Raw genomic sequence first — 20246 nt, 5'->3', positions numbered from 1 at the left:
TTAATTATAGAGTTTATTACTCTTTATAACGCTTATTTATTCCAGAATAACTACACGATTCAAGAAGTTCTTGCCGAACATATTGGCAGTGCCACCATATCCGATAACTTCAAGCTGGTCTTTGTTTACGCCTTCTTTAATCAAAGCATCATAAACAACCTGTGCACGTCTATCAGCTAATTTTTTATTCAAAGCAACACTTCCGGTAGCCTTATCAGCATAACCAGCAATCTTGTACTTCTTATCCGGATTTTCCTTCATTACTTTAGCAGCTAACTGAAGATTAACCAATCCGTAATCATCAAGAGTAGTTTTACCAATTTTGAAGAAGACAGCACGAGGACCTGGAACCTGAATAGTCTTAACAACTTCTTTCACTTCCGGTTTTACATTAGCCAAAGCTCTCTTAGCAGCATCCAAGTCAGCTTTTGCTTTTTCCAACTGGCTTCTATAACGATTAACTTCATCATTGATTGCATCTTGATCAACTCCATTGCAAGAAATAAACTTCTTGCCACCGAAAGTATAAGTAACACCAGCAGTCAAAGAAACAGCACCATCAGTGTAAGCATTGCTATATTTACCAAAGATAGAAGGAGAAACCTCACCTCTCGCTTCAATATTAATATCCAAATACTTATTAACATTGAATTGTCCCATCAAACCAACAGAACCGTTAATCAGTGCATTAATCTTATCTTGATCTCCATAAGTTTTAGCAAATGTCAAACCAGGACCTGCAAACACAGACAATGTAAACAAACGATCTGGGTTATAGCCACAAATAGAGTTTGAAAGATTATACATAGCATCTGCACGCAATGTAAAATACTTCTTGTTCTTAATCTTATACCATGTAGTCTGATCACCAACAATAGTCTCTACGCCATGTAAGTGTTTAGAGTTTAATGTACTCCACAAGCCTGCAACTTGTCCGCGAAATCCCCATGTAGGATTAACCCATTTGCCCAATGATACATGGATCAGTGGTGTAATAGCCTTACCCAAGCCATAATCACTGTTATCCGGATTTACACAAACTTGAGCTCCTCCACCAACACTGATAAAGATATTATCCTTAAATCTTTCGCTGGTGAATTTCTCTTTTGTCTGTGCGCTTGCTGTAACAGCAGCACCCGCTAACAGTAAAGATAATATTACTAACTTACTTTTCATTGTTTTCTTAGTTTTAAATCGTTTAACTCTTTTTTTATTTGTCCCAACCCACTTACTTCAAATAAATCTTATAAGCAAGTCCACCGGTAAAATACTTCATTCTTTGCATTTCTACCTGCAACTGCAAGTGGTTGAAAAGCAAATAGGTAGCACCCAACGCAAAATCTTTTGAATCATATTCTGCAATCAATCTCAAATCCGGTGCAAATGTTGGATTATAACTAATACCTGCTGCGATTCCATTCAGTTTATACTCCAATCTCTTATTGTACAAATAAGAAAGGTGTATTCCAATCTCTTCCTTCCCAATAGAAACGTGTTTCGTTGCTGCAACATAAAAGCGGCAAAAATAACCATTTCCCGAAGCAGAATTAATCACATCACCAGAGGAGGTAAAAGGATCCGAAGTTCCAAATACTACAGCTGGCATATATTTCCAAAATTGTCCTTCTTTCAAAGCTCGCAATCGAACAGAAAAATATCTGTCCTGATTCGTAAAACCTGTATAACCATAAGGTTTTAACCCTAACGCTTCCGCTTTAAAAAGTGTACATGTATATGCCACTTCTAACCAAGGGAAGAAAGTTACATTCAAGTAATAATTGTACGTATGATAGTACCATTTAGGAGGAGTTATCTCCTTATTCATAAAATTGGCACCTAGCATTACTGTTTTATCCTTTTGCATTTCAGCCGAAGGGGCATGCAGTAATCCCGTAGTTCCGTAAGTCAATTGAGCCGAAAGCACACCAGCAGTGCATAAGAAGAATAATGCTAATATCAATCTTTTAATCATTACATTCCTTTCTATTGATGTACTTTCGGATTCAAATTTATCGCTATTAAAGATTATTCAAAGTTGATGATACCACCACCAGCATTCAAATCATCACCATGTCCGTGACCGTGACCGATTCCCTGACCATGAGTATAGTCAGACACAAAACCTACTGTGCTGAATGTGTATTTCTCTACTGCAACAACTGTCACTACATAATTAGCACCAGCAACAGTCATTGTATATGAGATACTCTTTAATGTTTGTGTAACACCAACACCAGACAAATCACTATGAGCAGGAATTGAAATTTCTGTATTAAAATCTACCACCTTATATTCACTACCTGGAAGTTCTGAATAAATCTCATTCAAATAGTTCTTCATATAATTAATAGCTTCATCTTTGATAGGGCAATTAGCAAAAACTTCATCCAAAGGTTTTTCAAATTTAGCACCACCCGCAAATCCTTTTACTTCAAATGGGAATGCTTTAGGAGCATTTAAGCTATTATGATATGCCAATGAAATGTCTTTAGTAAGGCCAGTAGTCATAACTGCTTCTCCATCAGTAATAGAATAAGAATCATAAGCAGTTGCGCTAAATTTGAAACGAGAGAAGTGGTTTACTTTAGCAGTATAAACACCATTTACTTCTACGATTTCAGCATCTTTTTCTGCCAATGTCCAGATTCCATTTACTTCATAATATACCTTCAGAACCTGATTAGGTTTATCTGTGAAAGTAAATACCAAAGATTTATCAAATTTAGTACCATCTGGTTTACCTTCCCATACGCGAACTGCATCATTTGCGATTTCTTCTTTCTGTCCTTCACGAATCAAAGTAATAGTTTTAGCTTCACCGTCAGGGAACAAATCAGCAGGAACAACTACAATATCCTGAGAAGGTTTACCTTCACTATCCACACCTTGGAAGATTTCAGTTTGTTCTTCTTTACCAGCTACAATTTCAACCTTCTCACCCTGAATTTCATTTGATTTCAAAGCAAAATCCATATGGGTAACAATTGTTTGATTATCAGCCTTTTCAAAGAAGATTGTAACATTTGTTTTTCTATCCTTATAACCTTCAGCTTTTACTGTTAAAGTATAATCACCACGATCTGCATCAGTAAGACCAGACAAAGTAATGGCAAACTGACCACCATCTTTAGTCACTGTTTTAGCCTTTTCTGTTTCTGCACCAGCTTTGGTTAAAACAACAGATGCACCATTAATACCTGCCAAGCTTGCGTAGTTATACACAGAGCCTGAAATTGTGTAAGTCACAGTTTTAGGAGTAGTATCAATCACTGTCTTGATATCCTCCTTTTCATAGCAGCTTGTCAATGTTCCCAAGACAGCCACAAAGCATAACGCTAATTTAGCGCCTAGCCCGAAAAATTTACTATTCATTTTCATCTCAATTAAATTAATAATTCAATAATTCCGATTTTATAAAATATGGGTTTAAACTATTATTCCGCATTATATTATCACTTGGTGTTGTTCTATATGTCTTATAATAATTTCGTTCATTACCTGCATTATATGACATTCCAAAATTTTCCGAAGGGGTCACACGTGGTATATATCCTTTTCTCTTATATCTATATGGAGGCAAAGCGATCTGAAAGCGGAAACCTGCATTCGCTCTAATTCCCCTATTTGCTTTTTCTCCATAAAATCCGATAGACACATATTTGAAATGACGTATCACATCACATCGAACACTTTTTTCTCCTTGTATATGCTGTATCAACTTTACGCTCGTTTGCAAATTATAATAAGGCCAAAAGAAATTAGCACCCACATGCCACGTCCAAACCTTTCTAGAATCAAAATGACACGTAAAAGCATCCCAATAACAAGCACCTGTATAACCAACTCTTCCTTCAAATGAAAAACGTTCATCTGCTTTCAATACATGTAAGGCAGCCAAATCAATACCATAACGATTCGACATAAAATGTCCAACAGACAATGTTGCCCAAGTATTATAAGGAAGCCTGACCGTTTGTGATAAACTAACACAACCAGGATGCACCCTATCATACACATTATGAACAGCTTCTGACATCATTTCAAATCCATCGTTATATATAGGAACAACCATCTGAGCAGTTAATGACATCCCTTTCCAAAGAGAGACCTCTATTGTAGGAGATAAGTTGAATAACACCTGATAAACTTGCGTAATCACCAAATTTTTCAAAGACAACTCCGGATATACCACAATATCCACTTTAAACAAAGAGCTATTTTCTTTTTTTATTTTTCGTGCCTGTTTCCACGTATCACCCAAATCGTAACTAACATTCCAATCCTGACGATTTGCTGCTGACAGGCTATCTGCGTGAGTTGGTTGATAAAATAGAGAAATTTGAGGTACATTATTATCCAGAACAATGATCCTACATGGTTTTCCATCAGGTAAGCCCATCTTTTGAATAACATCTACAGCTTTGCCAATTCCTACTCCTTGCAAACGGTATGCGGAATTCTGTATGACATATACCCGCTCTTTATCATCTTCTGTACACCCAACATTTTCAAATCCCATTTTCACTAAAGTAGCAACTGTACTTTCTTCTATCTGGCAAACTCCTTTAAGGGAGAACGAACAAAACAGAAAGAGCACAACATAGCACATTAAGTCTTTAGTAATTAGGCTTTTCTTCATGTTTGAGTTGATATATCTCATTAGTTTTATTTTATATTCCCCCTTTCGTAAAAAAAATACAACGCAAAAGTAGCTACATTTTTAATAATGACAAAGGAAATTATACGAAAAAAAAACAGATTGTAGTATTTTTCTCATAGAGAGACTACAAAAACATAAAATATAGGCATATTCTTCAATAAATAAGCAAAAAAGCAAAAAGAACTTCCGAATTAAAAACAAAAACAGAGCTGTTGTCAGAACCAATACGCCGATTGATTTAGGCAACAACTCCATTTTTAAGTTATTAGTTCCTTATAATTCGAAATTACATTAAAAAAAGAACTTTAATACACCAATTTCACGTTATCAATCCATAATGAGTTACCGGGAGAACCAATATAGGCTCCTCCATGACTAGACGTAAATTGGAGATACAAATGTGTAGGAGCATCATTTTCATCGCCCCAAGCTACTTCATGAATAGGAACGCTCTCTCCTTTACTATTTACTGTATAATTTTCGGTAACCCCCAAACGCATCATATGAGGCTTATATTCAGGACGCTTAGTGATATCTCCATACATAATTTCATACGAAGCATTATTCTTCCAATCCGTAGAATGATAGTAATAGGTTACCATTGTCCCAATCCGCTTTGCATAAACATTTCCCTTGTCATCCTCCCAACGTTTTTGCAGATACAAAACAGCAGCAGGAAAGTCTTTACCAGGTACATCTGCAATCTTACTAAATCCAGTAGCACGGATACGATTTTCCCGATCTGACATTTTCACCTTATAATCAAATTGAAGAGCTACCGGTTTTTTTGTAAACGGTACACCCGTCTGCAATATTTTCTGTGGATTTTTAGTACTTTTAATAGGTTCATGCACAGATCCGGTAAAAATAGAACCAGCAGCCAACACCGTTATATTGACTACCCCCAATACTTTCACACTTTCCATGCGTGTATCCAACCGTGCACAATACCCATTTCCCCTTTTTTCTGGAAAAACAGATGTATTTGTTTTCGTTATACCCGCAACCTTTGCCATCACATTCGAAGTAGCCCAAGGCGAACCACCCATATTTTTATAAGGCTGATCTCCGTTAATCACAGCTGTCGGAGCTATTTCATATACATTCTTTGTATTTCCTCCAATAATCGCCGATTCCTTTATCTGGCGATCTACCCATTGGTCCATATTTCCAAAAGGGACCATTTCAACTTGAGGTTGAGCCAATAAAGGCAAAGAGATGAAAAATACTATAAAACCAACAATAAACAAACGGTGAATTATTCTTTGAATCATTAATACCTTTCCTTTCTTTATAAATTATAATCCCATTGTTTCAAAGCGAAATCCCAATTATCTTCTACCAACCGGATTGTTCGGTCATCATATTTATACTTATTCTTTTTATATCCCTTCTTTCCACCCACATATTTTTCAATATTATCTTGTGCTTTGGTAAATCCGGGAATAGAAATCGACTTGTAAATATGCTCCGTCATACCCATAGCATCAGCTTCAAAATCTTCAAACTTCACTTCCATCAAATTACCTTCAGGGATAAACTTCTTATCCGACTCGTATTTATGATAAAGTTTTGTATAAATAGAAAGAATATTTTCTTCTAATTGTTCATTGCTGATATCTTCTAGTTTCAAAGGCTGAATTGTATTGGTAAAAAAACTACGAGTCGATTCAAACACCGTATACGGATTACGCATCAAATAAACAAACTTAGCATTTGGAAACATCTTCACCAGCTCTTTCACTCTACCTGTATGAGGAGGATTCTTACTAAGAAACTGAGTGCCTTTAGTATTCCACAATGAAATCTTAATCAACTTCGTAAACACTTCCTCGAACACTTTTAGTTCAGCCTCAGTTATATCATCAAACAACAGATATTTATCTGCATATTCTTGTTGATATTTAGGAAGAAACCAAAAGTTATAGTAAGTATACGGCATCATATTTGCCAATGCAAACTCTTCCTCTTGAGGTAAATCTACTGCTAGCTCCATATTATCAGTCGGACGTTTATCCGGCATTAGCCAGCTCATATTTTTTTTGAAAAAAGGTTGTCCCCACATCATCAAATGCGGAAATACAGTTTGGTAAGTGGTATTATAACCAAAATGCTTATCACAAGAAAAAACATTATGGACAAAAGTTGTTCCACTTCTCCAATGTCCTAGAATAAATACAGGATCATACTCCAAAGGCTGATTTGCCAGCAACTTCTCATAGCGTTTATTTTGCAAAGAAGCCAGTGGAGACAATAACTGGCAGACTGCTTTAGTCAGTCGATACTTTCCCCTATAAGCAGCATCAATTTCACGATTGGCAGTAATAGACTTAAACGTTTTCCAATCAGCCCCTACCAAAGTATTAATCGGAAGTTTATTAAATTCAAGTAATCCCATTTTATTAATGGATAATGGATAATGGATAATAAATTGTTTCAGGCACAATTCATTATCCATTTTTCCGGTTCAACATTTTACTTTCTATATTTTACTTTATAATCTTCACTGCAAAGCCTTGACGCTCCAATTCTTCCACAGCTTTTTCTACTGCATCATAATGTTCAGGAGAGATTCCCAATCTCGATAAATCCAGTACAGGTACATCATCCGTACTATTCATATCCTTCATCTCAACCCTGTCAATAATCATACCTACGGCAGAAGTATTATTAGTAATCGGATCAATTAATATAAAAGAACCACAAGATTTATTCCTTTGATACGGATCAAAGAAAAGTTCTTTAGCCGTCGTCAAAACAACACGTGCTATCTGATTCAATTGCAAAGGCAAAGTTTCCTTTGTTAATTGACCGTCCCCATAAGATAAATGTTCCATCGTATTCACATCCACCTTATATTTAATCGTATCAATCCGTGTACGGCTCAAATTACTAGTCTGTTTGATAAAGAATGATTTATTAACATCCATCGGTTCTTCATCCATCCATACCATCATTGCTTCAAAATTACGATCTATAATAGGCAAATTATCAGGATGTACCAACATCTCTCCACGAGAAACATCTATTTCATCTTCCAACGTCAATGTGACAGATTGAGGAGGGAAAGCATAATCTAATTCACCATCATAAGTAACAATACTTTTCACTTTCGAGGTTTTTCCGGAAGGCAATGCCATCACTATATCCCCTTTGCGTATAATACCTGAGGCCACTTTACCACAAAAACCTCTAAAGTCAAGATTAGGACGAAGTACATATTGCACTGGGAAACGAAAATCAGTAAAGTTATGATCATTATCTATATGAACCGTTTCCAGAAAATCGAGCAAAGAAGTCCCTTTATACCACGGAGTACGCTCTGACTTGTCCACTACATTATCACCGTCCAAAGCAGACAGTGGAATACAATTCACGTCAGGAATGCCCAATGGAGCTACAAATTTTTTATATTCTGCAACGATCTCATTAAAGCGTTCTTCAGAAAAATCGACCAAGTCCATCTTATTTACAGCCAATACCACGTGCTTAATTCCGAGCAAAGAAACCAAGAATGTATGACGGCGCGTTTGTGTAATCACTCCCGTACGAGCATCTACCAGAATGATTGCAAGATTAGCAGTAGAACCACCTGTAATCATATTACGTGTGTACTGTTCATGCCCCGGAGTGTCTGCTATAATAAACTTACGACCATTCGTCGAGAAATAACGATATGCCACATCAATTGTAATCCCTTGCTCACGTTCCGCCTTTAACCCGTCAAGCAATAAAGCATAATCAATATGTTCCCCGGCGTTCCCAACGCGTTTACTATCACGCTCCAACGCATCTAGCTGATCTTCATACAATTTCTTACTATCAAACAACAAACGTCCAATCAATGTCGATTTACCATCATCCACCGAACCTGCCGTCAGTAATCTCAATAAGTCTTTCTGTTCATCTTTATCCAGAAAAGCTTTTATATCTAACTTATTTTCTGCCATCACTTTCTAGAATTTAAAAGTATCCCTCACGTTTTTTCTGCTCCATACTCGCTTCCTGATCAAAATCAATCACACGGGTAGTACGCTCACTCTTTGTTGTAGTCATCATCTCCTCTACAATTTCCTCAATAGTCGCAGCTCCACTCTCAACAGCACCCGTCAGAGGCCAACATCCCAAAGTACGGAAACGAACCATTTTCATTTCAATCTGGTCGCGGTATTTTTCCGGTAGCCGGTCATCATCTGCCATAATGAGATTACCATCAATAGTCACAACCGGACGTTCTTTTGCATAATACAACGGAACAATAGGGATATTCTCCAAACGAATATATTGCCAAATGTCTAATTCGGTCCAGTTACTCAACGGAAACACACGAATACTTTCGCCCTTATGTACCCTGGCATTATAGATATCCCATAGCTCAGGACGCTGATTTTTGGGATCCCATTGATGAAATTTATCACGGAAAGAGAAAATACGCTCTTTCGCACGAGACTTTTCCTCATCACGGCGCGCACCTCCAAAAGCTGCATCAAACTTATATTTATCCAACGAACGCAGCAAAGCTTGCGTTTTCATCAAGTCTGTATGCACTTTACTTCCATGCGTAAAAGGTCCTACCCCTGCATGGAAAGCCTCCATATTACTTTCTACAATCAGATTCCAACCATATTTCTTTGCATATTCATCACGAAATTCAATCATTTCCTTAAATTTCCATTTTGAATCGATATGCATTAATGGAAAAGGTACTTTACCGGGATAAAAAGCTTTTTCAGCCAAACGTACCATAACCGAAGAATCCTTACCAATACTATAAAGCATTACAGGATTTTCAAATTCCGCCGCCACTTCACGGATAATATGAATAGACTCAGCTTCGAGTTCCTTCAAGTGGCTTAATTTATATTCTTCCATTACTTAAATAATGATTTTATTCTACTTATTAAACAATACTTTTCACTTTAGGCAAAACAATTTCCAACAAACGATTTACCGACTCCTGCAAACTCAGCTTTGAAGTATCCAATGACAAAGCCGGATGTTCCGGCATCTCGAATGGAGCGGATATTCCCGTAAAGTTCTTAATTTCACCTTTTCGTGCTTTGGCATACAATCCTTTTACATCACGTTTTTCACACTCTTCTAATGGAGTACTTACAAAAATCTCCAAAAAATCATTTTGTCCTATAATATTAGCTGCCATCTCGCGAATATCATTGTTGGGACTGATAAAAGCAGCAATTGTTATAATACCACTATCAAGAAACAATTTAGAAACTTCAGCAATACGACGAATATTTTCCACACGATCAGACTCCGAAAATCCAAGATTATTGTTAATCCCGCTACGGATATTATCCCCATCCAGAATTCGGCAAAGTAATCCACGCTTATGGAGCTCACGTTCCAAAGCAATGGCAATTGTACTTTTTCCCGAACCACTCAATCCGGTAAACCAAATCATCACACTATGCTGCCCCAACAGTTCTTCTTTGTCCTGCCGTGTCATCATACGGTCAAATATAGGATATATATGATTTTTATCTTCCATCTATACAATTAATTTATTAAAACTTCCAAATCATTGGAATCAGAATCACAGAAATTAAAAAAGTTATAATATTAAGGGGTAAACCAATACGGACAAAATCCGTAAACTTATAATTACCAATACCTTGAACAATTAAATTAGTCTGATAACCAATTGGAGTTGAAAAACTGGCAGATGCAGCCATACAAATCACCACAAAAAACGGTGTCGGACTTACCCCTAATTGGGATGCTATAGATAATGCCAAGGGAAATGAAAGAGCTGCTGCTGCATTGTTAGTAATTAACTCAGTAAACAAATTAGTTATAATAAACAGCATGGCAAGTAATACATGTGGTCCGTAGTCATCACTCAATCCTATAATAAATTTAGCCACACTATCAGCGACTCCCGAATTTACCATTGCCTTACTAATAGCAAATGCACAAGCAATCGTAATAAGGATATCCCAAGAAATATACTTAGTATACTTACGTGCAGGAAATATGTTACTCCATGCCATTACAATAGTAGTAATGGAAACAAAGAAAAACATATCCAGTTTAATATCCGGAAACATTTCTTTTGTAGCAGGAAGTTCACCCACTGTTGCGCCAACAATCATCAGTACCAATAGGATCAAAGCAAGCCAACGTTTTTTCTTGCCGGCAGCATCCGGATCATTACCATTCGCCAAGAGCACAAATACAGAAGACTCCCCCCATGTCGGAATAAACGTATCATCAGCCATTACCACAAGCGTATCACCTTCACGAAGCACCACTTCATCCAGATTCGCAACAAAACGCTGTCCACTACGGGTCTTTATTTCTTTCACCTCCGCCCCATAATGGCGTTGAAAATTAAAATCACCCAATTTTTTATTAATGCCCGGGAAACGTGCACCTAATACAGCTTCTACACGATGCAGCTTTTCTCCTTCTTCTATTTCTTCATCCGGAACAGCAGTATCCGGACGAGCATCCGGCAAAAGTCGCTTAGAGAAAAGTAGAAGATAAATAATACCGGCAATAGCGATAAAAATTCCCACTTTTCCCAACTCAAACATGGAAAAACCTTCAAATCCTGCTTCTAGAATCATTCCGTGCACAACCAAATTGGTAGAAGTACCAATTAAAGTACAAATACCTCCAAGAATCGTCACATATGAAAGTGGAATCAGAAATTTTGTTGCCGGAAGTTTAACTGACTTAGCCCAATGTTTGATAATAGGAGCAAAAATAACGACTACCGGAGTATTATTCAGAAAGGCAGAAATAAAAGCCACCGAAGGCAATATACGCAACTGAGCCTTAAAGACAGTCGTATGCCCTTGTGGAAGCAACTTCTTTATAACTTGTCCCAATGTACCGGATTGACGAATACCCTCACTCACCAAGAATAAGAGGGCAACGGTAATCATACCTTTATTACTAAACCCCTCAAGCATTTCTTTTGGAGTCAGAATCCCAACACATAAAAACAGGACTACTACAGAAAAAAGTACCATCCCCGGACGCATCTTATCAGCAATCAGAGCAGCCACCATCCCTAATAAAGACAATAGTACAAATACAATTTCAAATGTCATATAAACATCAATTAGTGTTCTCTTTTTTTCTCAACAATAAACCACGGATTTAATAAATCTTCTTTGTTATACCGAAGAGGTTCCTCTTTACCTACTTGATACAGTTCCATTCCGGCAGCCCTGGCAATTGCATGCCCGGCAGCTGTGTCCCACTCCATTGTCGGAGCAAAACGTGGATATACATCAGCTTTGCCTTCAGCAACCAGACAGATTTTAATAGAACTTCCACTCGATATTAATTCAATAGTGCCGTGTTTTTTCTTCAATCCTTCAATATATACTTCAGTTTCAGATGTCAAATGAGATCGGGAAGCAACCAAAATAAAATGGTCACGGATCTCTTTCAATGGTAATCTTTCCGATCTCATCATCAACTGTTCCAATGTTACTTCATCATCTTCAATACTGATGATATCAGTACATTTATAAGCACCTTTACCTTCAACAGCAAAATATAACTCCTTACTCACAGGAACATAAATAACGCCGACCACAGGAACTGATCTCTGCACCAAAGCGATATTCACTGTAAATTCTCCATTACGTTTAATAAACTCTTTTGTTCCGTCCAATGGATCTACAATCCATAAAGCTTCCCATTCGCGTCTAAAAGAATAATTCAAATGCTTGCCTTCTTCACTAAGAACCGGGAAAGGAGTATCATTCAGAATCGAAACGATCACTTCATGAGCCTTCCGATCTGCTATCGTTAAAGGAGAGTTGTCCGCTTTCCTCTCTATTTCAAAATCCGATGTTGGATCATTATAAATAGAGAGAATCTTCTCCCCCGCTTTCAACGCCGCATCAATAGCAGCCATTACATATCTTTGTTCCATCAGAATCTTTATATTAAATTTTACCTATCAATCAAGGGCATAAATCTCCTAAATTAAGAATTGACAAAAGTAAAAACTTTCTTTGCTAAAAAAGTTTCGCACCCCTCATTTATAACTTCTTTTAGTAGTAGAACAAATAAATCTAAAAATATATTCATACAACTCTAATAAAAAGGCAGTAACTTCCCAGTTACCGCCTTCTTATTTTCGGGACATAATACATATTCCTCCCGATATATTACCAAAAAGAAATTAATTAATACGATATAACAACCAAGCATCCTTAAAACGACTTGGATATTTAGCTTTAATTGCGTCACGCGCTTCAGCTGCAGAAGGTTTATCAGCGAAAGAGCTTGCAGCTACACGATACATTGCTTTTTCAGCATTAAATACAATCGTAGCTTTGTAACCTTGTGCATCTAACCAGTCTTTCAAGCCTTCAGCATTTGCTTTTACGCTAAAGCTACCAACAATAACGCTGAAATCCTTCAATCCCTGATTACCGGAAATTACAGTCACTTTTTCCTGACGTACACCAGAAGTATCAGTTGTCTTCGTTGTAGTAACAGGAGTAGTCACAACCGGAGTTACTTCTACCGGAGCCTCAACTTGAGGTTCAGCCAACTCTTGTTGTTTAGCTTTCTCGTAAGCTTTTTTATAGGCGCTTTCACTAGATTTACAAGAGGCAAATGCGAACATAATGCATACCCCCATTCCTAATACGACCAATTTTTTCATACCTTATACTTTGTTTTAATTAATAATTCAATATTATCATCTACTTGTATTTAGTTTCCGGCAACAAAATAATAGAAATTTTATCATCCGGCAAAAGAAATCCATTGAAAAAACGTTTATTCCACCTTCTTCTTATAAGAAATAGTTCCTGTAGCTTGATAAGTTGGCATCAAAAGCACTTCAGCAATCTGAATATGTGCAGGAGCCGACGCAGCAAAATATACCGTCTCGGCAATATCATCTCCTGTCAATGGACGAATACCCTTGTAAAAATTATCTGCTGCCTGCTTATCACCTCTGTATCGTACCACAGTAAAATTCGTTTCCACCATCCCCGGTTTTATATTCGTAACTCTCAGTGGAGTGTCTACTAAATCAATTCGGAGACCATCTGAAAGAGTCTTTACAGCAGCCTTAGTAGCACAATAAACACTACCTCCCGGATATGCCGCATCACCGGCAATAGAACCAATATTAATAACATGCCCACGGCCTCGCTCCACCATGCCGGGAACAACCAGACGTGTCATAGCCAGTAATGCTTTGATATTCGTATCTATCATAATATCCCATTCATCCAGTTCTCCTTCAAACTCTTTATCAACTCCGATTACTAATCCCGCATTATTTATTAACACATCAATGCCTCTCCATGTTTCAGGCAAAGCCTCCAATACTGCAGCAGCCTGCTTGCGGTCGCGTACATCAAAAGGCAAAACACAAACTTTCACACCATATTCAGCTTCCAATTCTGATTTTAGTTTTTCAAGTTTCGACACAGTACGTGCATTCAAAATCAGATTCCACCCTTGTGATGCAAATTTTCGAGCACAACCTTCACCAATTCCGCTACTCGCACCTGTTATAAAAACAATCTTTGCTTCCATTATGTTTCATTTTACAATATCAAAACACAAAAGTACGCCTTAACATTCATTAGTTAGCCCCCAAGTCTAGTTAAATAAGATTAAACCGTTTCATAAAAAAATGAATACTTCTCACCAGATCGTATCTTTGTACAATCATATAACAAAGCCGCGAGGCTTATTCAACTATTTTACATGAATTTTGAAAATTTGAACTTAATAGAGCCACTTTTAAAAGCTCTGCAACAAGAGGGTTATACTACCCCAACTCCCATCCAAGAACAGGCTATCCCAATTGTACTTCGTGGAAAAGATTTATTAGGTTGTGCACAGACAGGTACAGGAAAAACAGCTGCCTTTTCGCTTCCAATCCTACAAAAATTGTATAAAACAGACCAGAGGAAAAATATAAAAGCCCTCATTTTAACTCCAACTCGCGAACTAGCCATTCAAATTGGTGAATGCTTCGAAGCTTACGGACGATACACCGGAATAAAACATACCGTCATCTTCGGTGGTGTTGGACAAAAGCCACAGACAGATGCTTTGCGGGCAGGAGTTCAAATATTAGTCGCTACCCCGGGAAGGTTATTAGATTTGATAACCCAAAACTATATTTCCCTTAAAGCTCTTGACTTCTTTGTATTGGACGAAGCAGACCGTATGTTAGATATGGGATTTATACATGATATCAAACGCATTTTAAAACTAATCCCGGCCCAACGTCAAACCCTCTTTTTCTCGGCAACAATGCCACCTGAAATCGAGAAATTGGCAAACTCTATGCTGACTAATCCGGAAAAAGTAGAAGTAACACCTGCCTCTTCAACCGTAGATACTATTTCCCAATCAGTCTATTTTGTAGAGAAACAACTGAAAAAGGATTTATTGATTCACCTGCTAAAAAATCCATCTATTGAATCCGTACTTATTTTTACCCGCACAAAACACGGTGCAGATAAATTAGCACGCATCCTGACAAAAGCCGGAATTGGTGCAGAAGCCATACATGGTAATAAAACGCAAAATGCTCGCCAACGTGCACTGACTAACTTCAAAAGCCATAGTCTCCGAGCATTAATTGCCACAGATATAGCTGCCCGAGGAATTGACGTTGATTTACTTTCTCATGTCATCAACTACGAGTTACCCAACGTACCGGAAACATATGTTCACCGTATCGGACGTACGGGTCGTGCAGGACATGAGGGCACAGCAATCTCTTTTTGTGAATCCGAAGAACTACCTTATCTGAAAGATATCCAAAAATTAATTGGTAAAAATATACCAGTTATCAAAGATCATCCATTCATCACACAAGAAGGCATTATAGCGCAGAACGAAAAAGCAGAAGAAATCAAAGTTAAAGCCAAAGAAAAAAAATCCTACCACGGTAGTCGATCAAATGGAGACTATTGGCGAAGAAAAAAGATGAGTAAAAACTAATTAATTTTTTCATCATTCGAGAACAACTTATCGATATAAATGTTATATTTGTGATATTCTCATTTAAAATTTTAAAGATATGAAAGGATTAAATGTATTAGCAGCTTTTCTAGGTGGTGCAGCCGTAGGTGCAGCCCTTGGTATTTTGTTCGCTCCGGAAAAAGGAGAAGACACCCGTCATAAAATTGCAGAAATTCTTCGTAAAAAAGGTATCAAGCTGAATCGCAGCGAGATGGAAAATCTCGTTGATGAAATTGCAGCTGAGATGAAAGGAGAAATAGCAGAATAAAGTAAAAAAGGACTAAAACAGAGCGATCATGTTTGCAGACGATAAAAGTATTGAGAACTTTCAACAATTGTTTTTCGAGTTCAAAAAATATTTGGAACTTCAAAAAGAATACACAAAATTAGAGATTACAGAGAAGTTAGCCATACTTCTTTCTACATTAATTATGGTCTTTGTTCTTATTATCCTTGCCATGGTGGCCCTGTTTTACCTGCTTTTTGCATTAGCATATATTTTGGAACCTATAGTTGGCGGCTTAATGATTAGTTTTTCTATAATAGCAGGTATAAACATTTTGCTCATTATCACTGTCATCATGTTCCGCAAGCAATTCATCATTTCTCCAATGGTACACTTCCTTGCAAGTTTATTTTTAACAGATTCAAATAAGTAAGCCATGAACACACAAATCCCCCAAAAAATAACGATAGAAGAAATAAGCCAACGCAAAAAGGAACTGTTAGCCGAAATTCAATTACAAAAGCAAGCTATGACGGCTACTGTACGCGAAATATTTGCTCCTCTCGCACCGGAGAATAATAAAGCAAATGCCATTATGCGCTCATTCAATACAGGTATGGCAGTATTTGATGGAGTAATGATGGGAATAAAAATAATGCAGAAAATACGTAAGTATCTTAGAAATCTAAAGTAAAGGTACTATCCATGTTTATGTTTAACCTCCTATTTGTAGAATGAACCATCTCGCTACAATAGTCCCTACATATGCAGTCTGATCACCAATACGGGTAGCCGATTTATAGCCAAATCATGACTATTGCACCTTTAACAGTGACCTGTCTCCAAGTAATACGGTGGTTCATACTTACTCCCAAGAGTTCTGCCAATATAACAGGATAAGCAGAACCCTAGTGGATGAAACCGATCACTGCTTCATCCACTATTAATTGTTACTTCTTAATGAGTTAATATCACCATGCTACCTGATTTCCCCAACTATATGGTAAAGAATATCAGAACCTTCCTGATCATTTCGTTTTCAGATAATTTTTAATTCCTTCAACTGTAATATCTGTCACACATTGCTTACCTTCTTCGGAGAGGAGAAATTTTACATCTTTCTCATTATCCTGAAAGAAGTTTTCTATCAAAACTGTCGGACAATTGGTTTTGCGACAGATATAGAGATCAGCAGTCCAATATAGTACCTGACTTGAAGGTTGGCGCACCTTTATTTTTTTGTTTAGTGCTGCTTGTGCCAATGCCTTGGCAAGTATATTACTGTTCTGTGAAGCATTTCCTCCAACAAAGACGCTCCACCCTGATGCTGGCATCCATTCCTGCCCGCTCCCCATCGCATTGCAGTGAATAGATACTAATATGGCTTGTTTTTGAGCCTCCATATATGCCTGGTTAGCACGAGCTACACGTTCGGCCAACGACACATCTGTTTCTTCAGGTACAATGCGCACAGCATCAATCCCTTCAATTTTTAACTTGCCCACTACCCGATCGGCAATCTCGCGAGTGTAAGCGTATTCTCTCAAAGACTCGTCAGGGGAACGCTTACCCGGAGTTTCCACTCCGTGACCGTTATCAATTAATACTTTCATTAAATTTTAAGTTTATCATCAATAATTACTTGTATATCCGTTTTATCTTTAGCATAGATATATTCTTATGTATATCATTATTTAATAACATGGTCTAAAAATACAATTTTATTTGGTATTTAAAAAAATATTCCTATATTTTTTAACTTTGCTATCGGATATTATTTTACCTTTCTTTCATCCTATTTCTATGGACAATCCTAAGATAGTTTATACGAGTCCAAACAATAACTCTCCCCTAATAGAATAGCATAAATTCACAGTCTTTTCTCTTGCTTGAAATCAGTCAGTCGTGGATCATGATAGAAATACTCATATGTGAAAATATAAAAGGCACGAATCTCTGTTGAGATTCGTGCCTTTTATATATATTGACTAATTACTTATACGTATGTTTCCAGAAGTTTCACACTTCCTCCTTCCGGAGTAATTGTCACATCTTGAGTTGTAGCAGGAAGCAGAATAGATTCACCGGCACCTACAAAAAGCTCATTACCGTCATTATCCTTAATTTTACAAGCACCCTCCATACAGATAAAGATTACAAAAGAATCAAGTTCCGAATAATCACAATTGATTTCTTCTGTCATATCATATACGGAAGTAGTAAAATAGGGACATGCCACCAATTCCACCGGTTCGTCTTTCACCGCATCATATTTAGTACGGTAATCATCCAACACATCGTAATCAATAGCTTCTCGAGCCAGATCAGTATGGAGTTCACGAGTCTTTCCATTTGCATCCTTACGATTGAAGTCATAGATACGATAAGTGATGTCGGAAGTCTGCTGAATTTCAGCGATAAACGCACCGGCACCTATACTATGAATACGTCCTGCCGGAAGAAAGAATACATCACCCGGACGAATTTCATATTCCTGCAATACGTCAGTAATCGTATTGTCGAGTACACGTTCTTTATATTCTTTAGGAGTGATTTGTTCAGAAAAACCCGAACGTAATTTAGCACCTTTGTCTGCATCAACGACATACCACATTTCGGTTTTTCCCATTGAGTTATGACGTTTCTTTGCCAACTCGTCCGATGGGTGCACCTGAATGGATAAATCCTGCTTGGCATCAATAAACTTGATCAACAAAGGAAATGTGTTACCAAAACGGTCATAGTTCGCTTCGCCTACCAGCTCCTCACGATATCTTTTTACCATTTCAGCTAAAGTTAAACCTTTGTCCGGTCCATTAGCCACAACAGACTCATTGTTTTCTACACCGGAAATCTCCCAACTTTCTCCTACTCCTTTCAAATCTGAGTTCAAATGCTTGAATGGAATAATCTTGTCGCCTCCCCAAAGCGTCTGCTTCAGAATAGGTTCGAATTTTAATGGATACATTTTTGTTTTTCTTGTTATAAACTTAGATTAAATTCGCTCGGATTGTAAAAATCCGGGGACAAACATACGAAAAATAGTTCAATTTTAAGTAAAAGATGAAATTAAAATTTGATCAATATAAAGATTGGCAATAAGATTGGACTGAAAAATTTCTTGCCAGACGAAGGAGGTTCAAGTAATTACGCTAAACTTTCATAAAAGCTCCTTTAGATTTAGTCGGAATAATTTGTGAGTAACAAAGAATTTCCCTTTATTTGCAAGAAATTTTAATAATACCAAACATGAATAACACATTCCCAACAGAGGGAAATCTCTCAGGGCTCAGCCGCGAAGATTTCCAAAAGGATATAAATAATAAGAAAACAGACTTATTTATCCTTAAAAATAAAAAGGGAATGGAAGTAGCTGTAACCAATTACGGATGCGCCATTCTCTCAATCATGGTACCGGACAGAAACGGAAAATATGCCAATGTAATTTTAGGACACGACAGTATAGACCACGTCATTAATAGCCCGGAACCATTTCTAAGCACTACTATCGGACGTTATGGTAACCGCATTGCTAAAGGAAAATTCATTTTATTCGGTGAAGAGCACCAATTGACTATCAACAATGGACCTAACTCCTTACATGGAGGACCTACCGGTTTTCACGCACGTGTATGGGATGCCATTCAAATTGACGAAAGCGCAGTACAGTTCAATTATGTTTCTGCCGATGGCGAAGAGGGTTTCCCGGGTAATCTGGAAGTAGAAATGACTTATCGGTTGGAAGAAGAAGTAAATGCACTAACCATTGAATATCGTGCTAATACAGATAAAGCAACAGTTGTAAACCTAACCAGCCACGGATTCTTCAATCTAGCAGGTATTTCCAAGCCGACTCCCACTATAAACGACCATATCGTTACTATCAATGCCGATTTCTATATTCCTATTGATGAAGTTTCTATTCCAACCGGAGAAATTCTTAAAGTAGAGGGTACTCCAATGGACTTCCGTACTCCATACACTGTAGGCGAACGTATCAATGATCCATTCGAACAGCTTGTTTTTGGTGCAGGGTATGACCACTGTTATGTACTGAACAAAACAGAAAATGGTTCACTGGACTTGGCTGCTGCCTGCAAAGATCCCCAAAGTGGACGTACTATGGAAGTATACACAACAGAAAGTGGCGTACAGCTTTATACGGGTAACTGGTTGAATGGATTTGAAGGTGCACATGGAGCAACATTCCCTGCCAGAAGTGCTATATGTTTTGAGGCACAATGTTTTCCGGATACGCCCAATAAAGCACATTTCCCTCCAGCAACTTTGTTGCCGGGTGATGAGTACCAACAAATTACTGTCTACAAATTTGATGTAGAAGGATAAATAGCAGAAAAATAATTAATCTAA

At 37.5% G+C, this 20246-nt stretch carries 20 protein-coding genes; 5 read left to right on the top strand and 15 right to left on the bottom strand.

From position 1 onward, the window contains the following. Positions 1-36: 36 nt before the first annotated feature. From PHO71_RS07025 to PHO71_RS06965, 13 genes are all read right to left on the bottom strand, one after another. Positions 37-1176, bottom strand: a complete 1140-nt coding sequence (locus tag PHO71_RS07025) for an OmpA family protein (protein ID WP_300200902.1) — start codon at positions 1174-1176, stop codon at positions 37-39. Between the two features lie 52 nt (positions 1177-1228). After that, positions 1229-1972, bottom strand: a complete 744-nt coding sequence (locus PHO71_RS07020) for a YjbH domain-containing protein (protein WP_300200900.1) — start codon at positions 1970-1972, stop codon at positions 1229-1231. Between the two features lie 53 nt (positions 1973-2025). Beyond that, positions 2026-3372, bottom strand: coding sequence for a carboxypeptidase-like regulatory domain-containing protein (locus tag PHO71_RS07015; protein ID WP_300200898.1), 1347 nt, complete (start codon positions 3370-3372; stop codon positions 2026-2028). A gap of 16 nt (positions 3373-3388) precedes the next feature. Further along, positions 3389-4660, bottom strand: coding sequence for a hypothetical protein (locus tag PHO71_RS07010; RefSeq protein WP_300200895.1), 1272 nt, complete (start codon positions 4658-4660; stop codon positions 3389-3391). A gap of 305 nt (positions 4661-4965) precedes the next feature. Further along, positions 4966-5934, bottom strand: coding sequence for a PCMD domain-containing protein (locus PHO71_RS07005; protein WP_300200892.1), 969 nt, complete (start codon positions 5932-5934; stop codon positions 4966-4968). Between the two features lie 17 nt (positions 5935-5951). Then, complete coding sequence (locus PHO71_RS07000) at positions 5952-7058, bottom strand: sulfotransferase (protein ID WP_300200940.1); 1107 nt, start codon at positions 7056-7058, stop codon at positions 5952-5954. 91 nt (positions 7059-7149) lie between these two features. Next, on the bottom strand, positions 7150-8610 hold the full coding sequence (gene cysN / locus PHO71_RS06995; RefSeq protein ID WP_300200889.1) for a sulfate adenylyltransferase subunit CysN: 1461 nt from the start codon (positions 8608-8610) through the stop codon (positions 7150-7152). 13 nt (positions 8611-8623) lie between these two features. Then, a complete protein-coding gene (gene cysD, locus PHO71_RS06990; RefSeq protein WP_300200886.1) occupies positions 8624-9532 on the bottom strand; it encodes a sulfate adenylyltransferase subunit CysD in 909 nt (302 codons plus the stop codon). A 28-nt stretch (positions 9533-9560) separates the two neighbouring features. Then, the gene (gene cysC, locus PHO71_RS06985) at positions 9561-10169 is read right to left on the bottom strand and encodes an adenylyl-sulfate kinase (protein ID WP_300200883.1); all 609 of its coding nucleotides are present in this window, start codon (positions 10167-10169) and stop codon (positions 9561-9563) included. Positions 10170-10185: 16 nt separating this feature from the next. After that, positions 10186-11739, bottom strand: coding sequence for an SLC13 family permease (locus PHO71_RS06980; protein ID WP_300200880.1), 1554 nt, complete (start codon positions 11737-11739; stop codon positions 10186-10188). 11 nt (positions 11740-11750) lie between these two features. Next, positions 11751-12575 (bottom strand): 3'(2'),5'-bisphosphate nucleotidase CysQ, encoded by an 825-nt coding sequence (cysQ, locus tag PHO71_RS06975; protein WP_300200878.1) that lies wholly within the window; start codon positions 12573-12575, stop codon positions 11751-11753. Between the two features lie 252 nt (positions 12576-12827). Next, the gene (locus tag PHO71_RS06970; RefSeq protein WP_300200876.1) at positions 12828-13316 is read right to left on the bottom strand and encodes an SPOR domain-containing protein; all 489 of its coding nucleotides are present in this window, start codon (positions 13314-13316) and stop codon (positions 12828-12830) included. A gap of 116 nt (positions 13317-13432) precedes the next feature. Continuing rightward, a complete protein-coding gene (locus PHO71_RS06965) occupies positions 13433-14203 on the bottom strand; it encodes an SDR family oxidoreductase (RefSeq protein WP_300200874.1) in 771 nt (256 codons plus the stop codon). 174 nt (positions 14204-14377) lie between these two features. Between PHO71_RS06965 and PHO71_RS06960 the strand changes: the two genes are divergently transcribed. The 4 genes from PHO71_RS06960 to PHO71_RS06945 all read left to right on the top strand — a co-directional run bounded on the left by PHO71_RS06960 (position 14378) and on the right by PHO71_RS06945 (position 16569). Next, complete coding sequence (locus PHO71_RS06960) at positions 14378-15628, top strand: DEAD/DEAH box helicase (protein WP_300200872.1); 1251 nt, start codon at positions 14378-14380, stop codon at positions 15626-15628. A 79-nt stretch (positions 15629-15707) separates the two neighbouring features. Continuing rightward, a complete protein-coding gene (locus PHO71_RS06955) occupies positions 15708-15917 on the top strand; it encodes a YtxH domain-containing protein (protein ID WP_005677876.1) in 210 nt (69 codons plus the stop codon). A gap of 28 nt (positions 15918-15945) precedes the next feature. Continuing rightward, positions 15946-16308 carry a phage holin family protein gene (locus PHO71_RS06950; RefSeq protein ID WP_300200866.1) on the top strand — a complete coding sequence of 121 codons (363 nt, stop codon included), beginning with the start codon at positions 15946-15948 and terminating at the stop codon, positions 16306-16308. Positions 16309-16311: 3 nt separating this feature from the next. Beyond that, a complete protein-coding gene (locus PHO71_RS06945) occupies positions 16312-16569 on the top strand; it encodes a hypothetical protein (RefSeq protein WP_300200864.1) in 258 nt (85 codons plus the stop codon). A gap of 334 nt (positions 16570-16903) precedes the next feature. On the opposite strand, the gene PHO71_RS06940 is transcribed toward PHO71_RS06945, so the two are convergent. Further along, complete coding sequence (locus PHO71_RS06940) at positions 16904-17488, bottom strand: N-acetylmuramoyl-L-alanine amidase (RefSeq protein ID WP_300200861.1); 585 nt, start codon at positions 17486-17488, stop codon at positions 16904-16906. Between the two features lie 383 nt (positions 17489-17871). After that, positions 17872-18843 carry a type I phosphomannose isomerase catalytic subunit gene (locus PHO71_RS06935; RefSeq protein ID WP_300200859.1) on the bottom strand — a complete coding sequence of 324 codons (972 nt, stop codon included), beginning with the start codon at positions 18841-18843 and terminating at the stop codon, positions 17872-17874. Positions 18844-19124: 281 nt separating this feature from the next. On the opposite strand from PHO71_RS06935, the gene PHO71_RS06930 reads away from it, so the two are divergent. Further along, entirely contained in the window at positions 19125-20222 is a 1098-nt protein-coding gene (locus tag PHO71_RS06930) for an aldose epimerase family protein (protein WP_300200856.1), read from the top strand. The last annotated feature ends 24 nt before the right edge of the window (positions 20223-20246 follow it).

It is taken from the genome of Bacteroides sp. (assembly GCF_028690125.1).
Lineage (GTDB): Bacteria > Bacteroidota > Bacteroidia > Bacteroidales > Bacteroidaceae > Bacteroides.
The sequence above is the reverse complement of the archived record's forward strand: the minus strand, read 5'-3'. Positions and strand labels throughout refer to the sequence as shown.

Bases quoted from the DNA above. Each gene is read 5' to 3' on its own strand.
- PHO71_RS07025 (WP_300200902.1), bottom strand. From the start codon at position 1,176: ATGAAAAGTAAGTTAGTAATATTATCTTTACTGTTAGCGGGTGCTGCT.
- PHO71_RS07020 (WP_300200900.1), bottom strand. From the start codon at position 1,972: ATGATTAAAAGATTGATATTAGCATTATTCTTCTTATGCACTGCTGGT.
- PHO71_RS07015 (WP_300200898.1), bottom strand. From the start codon at position 3,372: ATGAATAGTAAATTTTTCGGGCTAGGCGCTAAATTAGCGTTATGCTTT.
- PHO71_RS07010 (WP_300200895.1), bottom strand. From the start codon at position 4,660: ATGAGATATATCAACTCAAACATGAAGAAAAGCCTAATTACTAAAGAC.
- PHO71_RS07005 (WP_300200892.1), bottom strand. From the start codon at position 5,934: ATGATTCAAAGAATAATTCACCGTTTGTTTATTGTTGGTTTTATAGTA.
- PHO71_RS07000 (WP_300200940.1), bottom strand. From the start codon at position 7,058: ATGGGATTACTTGAATTTAATAAACTTCCGATTAATACTTTGGTAGGG.
- cysN (WP_300200889.1), bottom strand. From the start codon at position 8,610: ATGGCAGAAAATAAGTTAGATATAAAAGCTTTTCTGGATAAAGATGAA.
- cysD (WP_300200886.1), bottom strand. From the start codon at position 9,532: ATGGAAGAATATAAATTAAGCCACTTGAAGGAACTCGAAGCTGAGTCT.
- cysC (WP_300200883.1), bottom strand. From the start codon at position 10,169: ATGGAAGATAAAAATCATATATATCCTATATTTGACCGTATGATGACA.
- PHO71_RS06980 (WP_300200880.1), bottom strand. From the start codon at position 11,739: ATGACATTTGAAATTGTATTTGTACTATTGTCTTTATTAGGGATGGTG.
- cysQ (WP_300200878.1), bottom strand. From the start codon at position 12,575: ATGGAACAAAGATATGTAATGGCTGCTATTGATGCGGCGTTGAAAGCG.
- PHO71_RS06970 (WP_300200876.1), bottom strand. From the start codon at position 13,316: ATGAAAAAATTGGTCGTATTAGGAATGGGGGTATGCATTATGTTCGCA.
- PHO71_RS06965 (WP_300200874.1), bottom strand. From the start codon at position 14,203: ATGGAAGCAAAGATTGTTTTTATAACAGGTGCGAGTAGCGGAATTGGT.
- PHO71_RS06960 (WP_300200872.1), top strand. From the start codon at position 14,378: ATGAATTTTGAAAATTTGAACTTAATAGAGCCACTTTTAAAAGCTCTG.
- PHO71_RS06955 (WP_005677876.1), top strand. From the start codon at position 15,708: ATGAAAGGATTAAATGTATTAGCAGCTTTTCTAGGTGGTGCAGCCGTA.
- PHO71_RS06950 (WP_300200866.1), top strand. From the start codon at position 15,946: ATGTTTGCAGACGATAAAAGTATTGAGAACTTTCAACAATTGTTTTTC.
- PHO71_RS06945 (WP_300200864.1), top strand. From the start codon at position 16,312: ATGAACACACAAATCCCCCAAAAAATAACGATAGAAGAAATAAGCCAA.
- PHO71_RS06940 (WP_300200861.1), bottom strand. From the start codon at position 17,488: ATGAAAGTATTAATTGATAACGGTCACGGAGTGGAAACTCCGGGTAAG.
- PHO71_RS06935 (WP_300200859.1), bottom strand. From the start codon at position 18,843: ATGTATCCATTAAAATTCGAACCTATTCTGAAGCAGACGCTTTGGGGA.
- PHO71_RS06930 (WP_300200856.1), top strand. From the start codon at position 19,125: ATGAATAACACATTCCCAACAGAGGGAAATCTCTCAGGGCTCAGCCGC.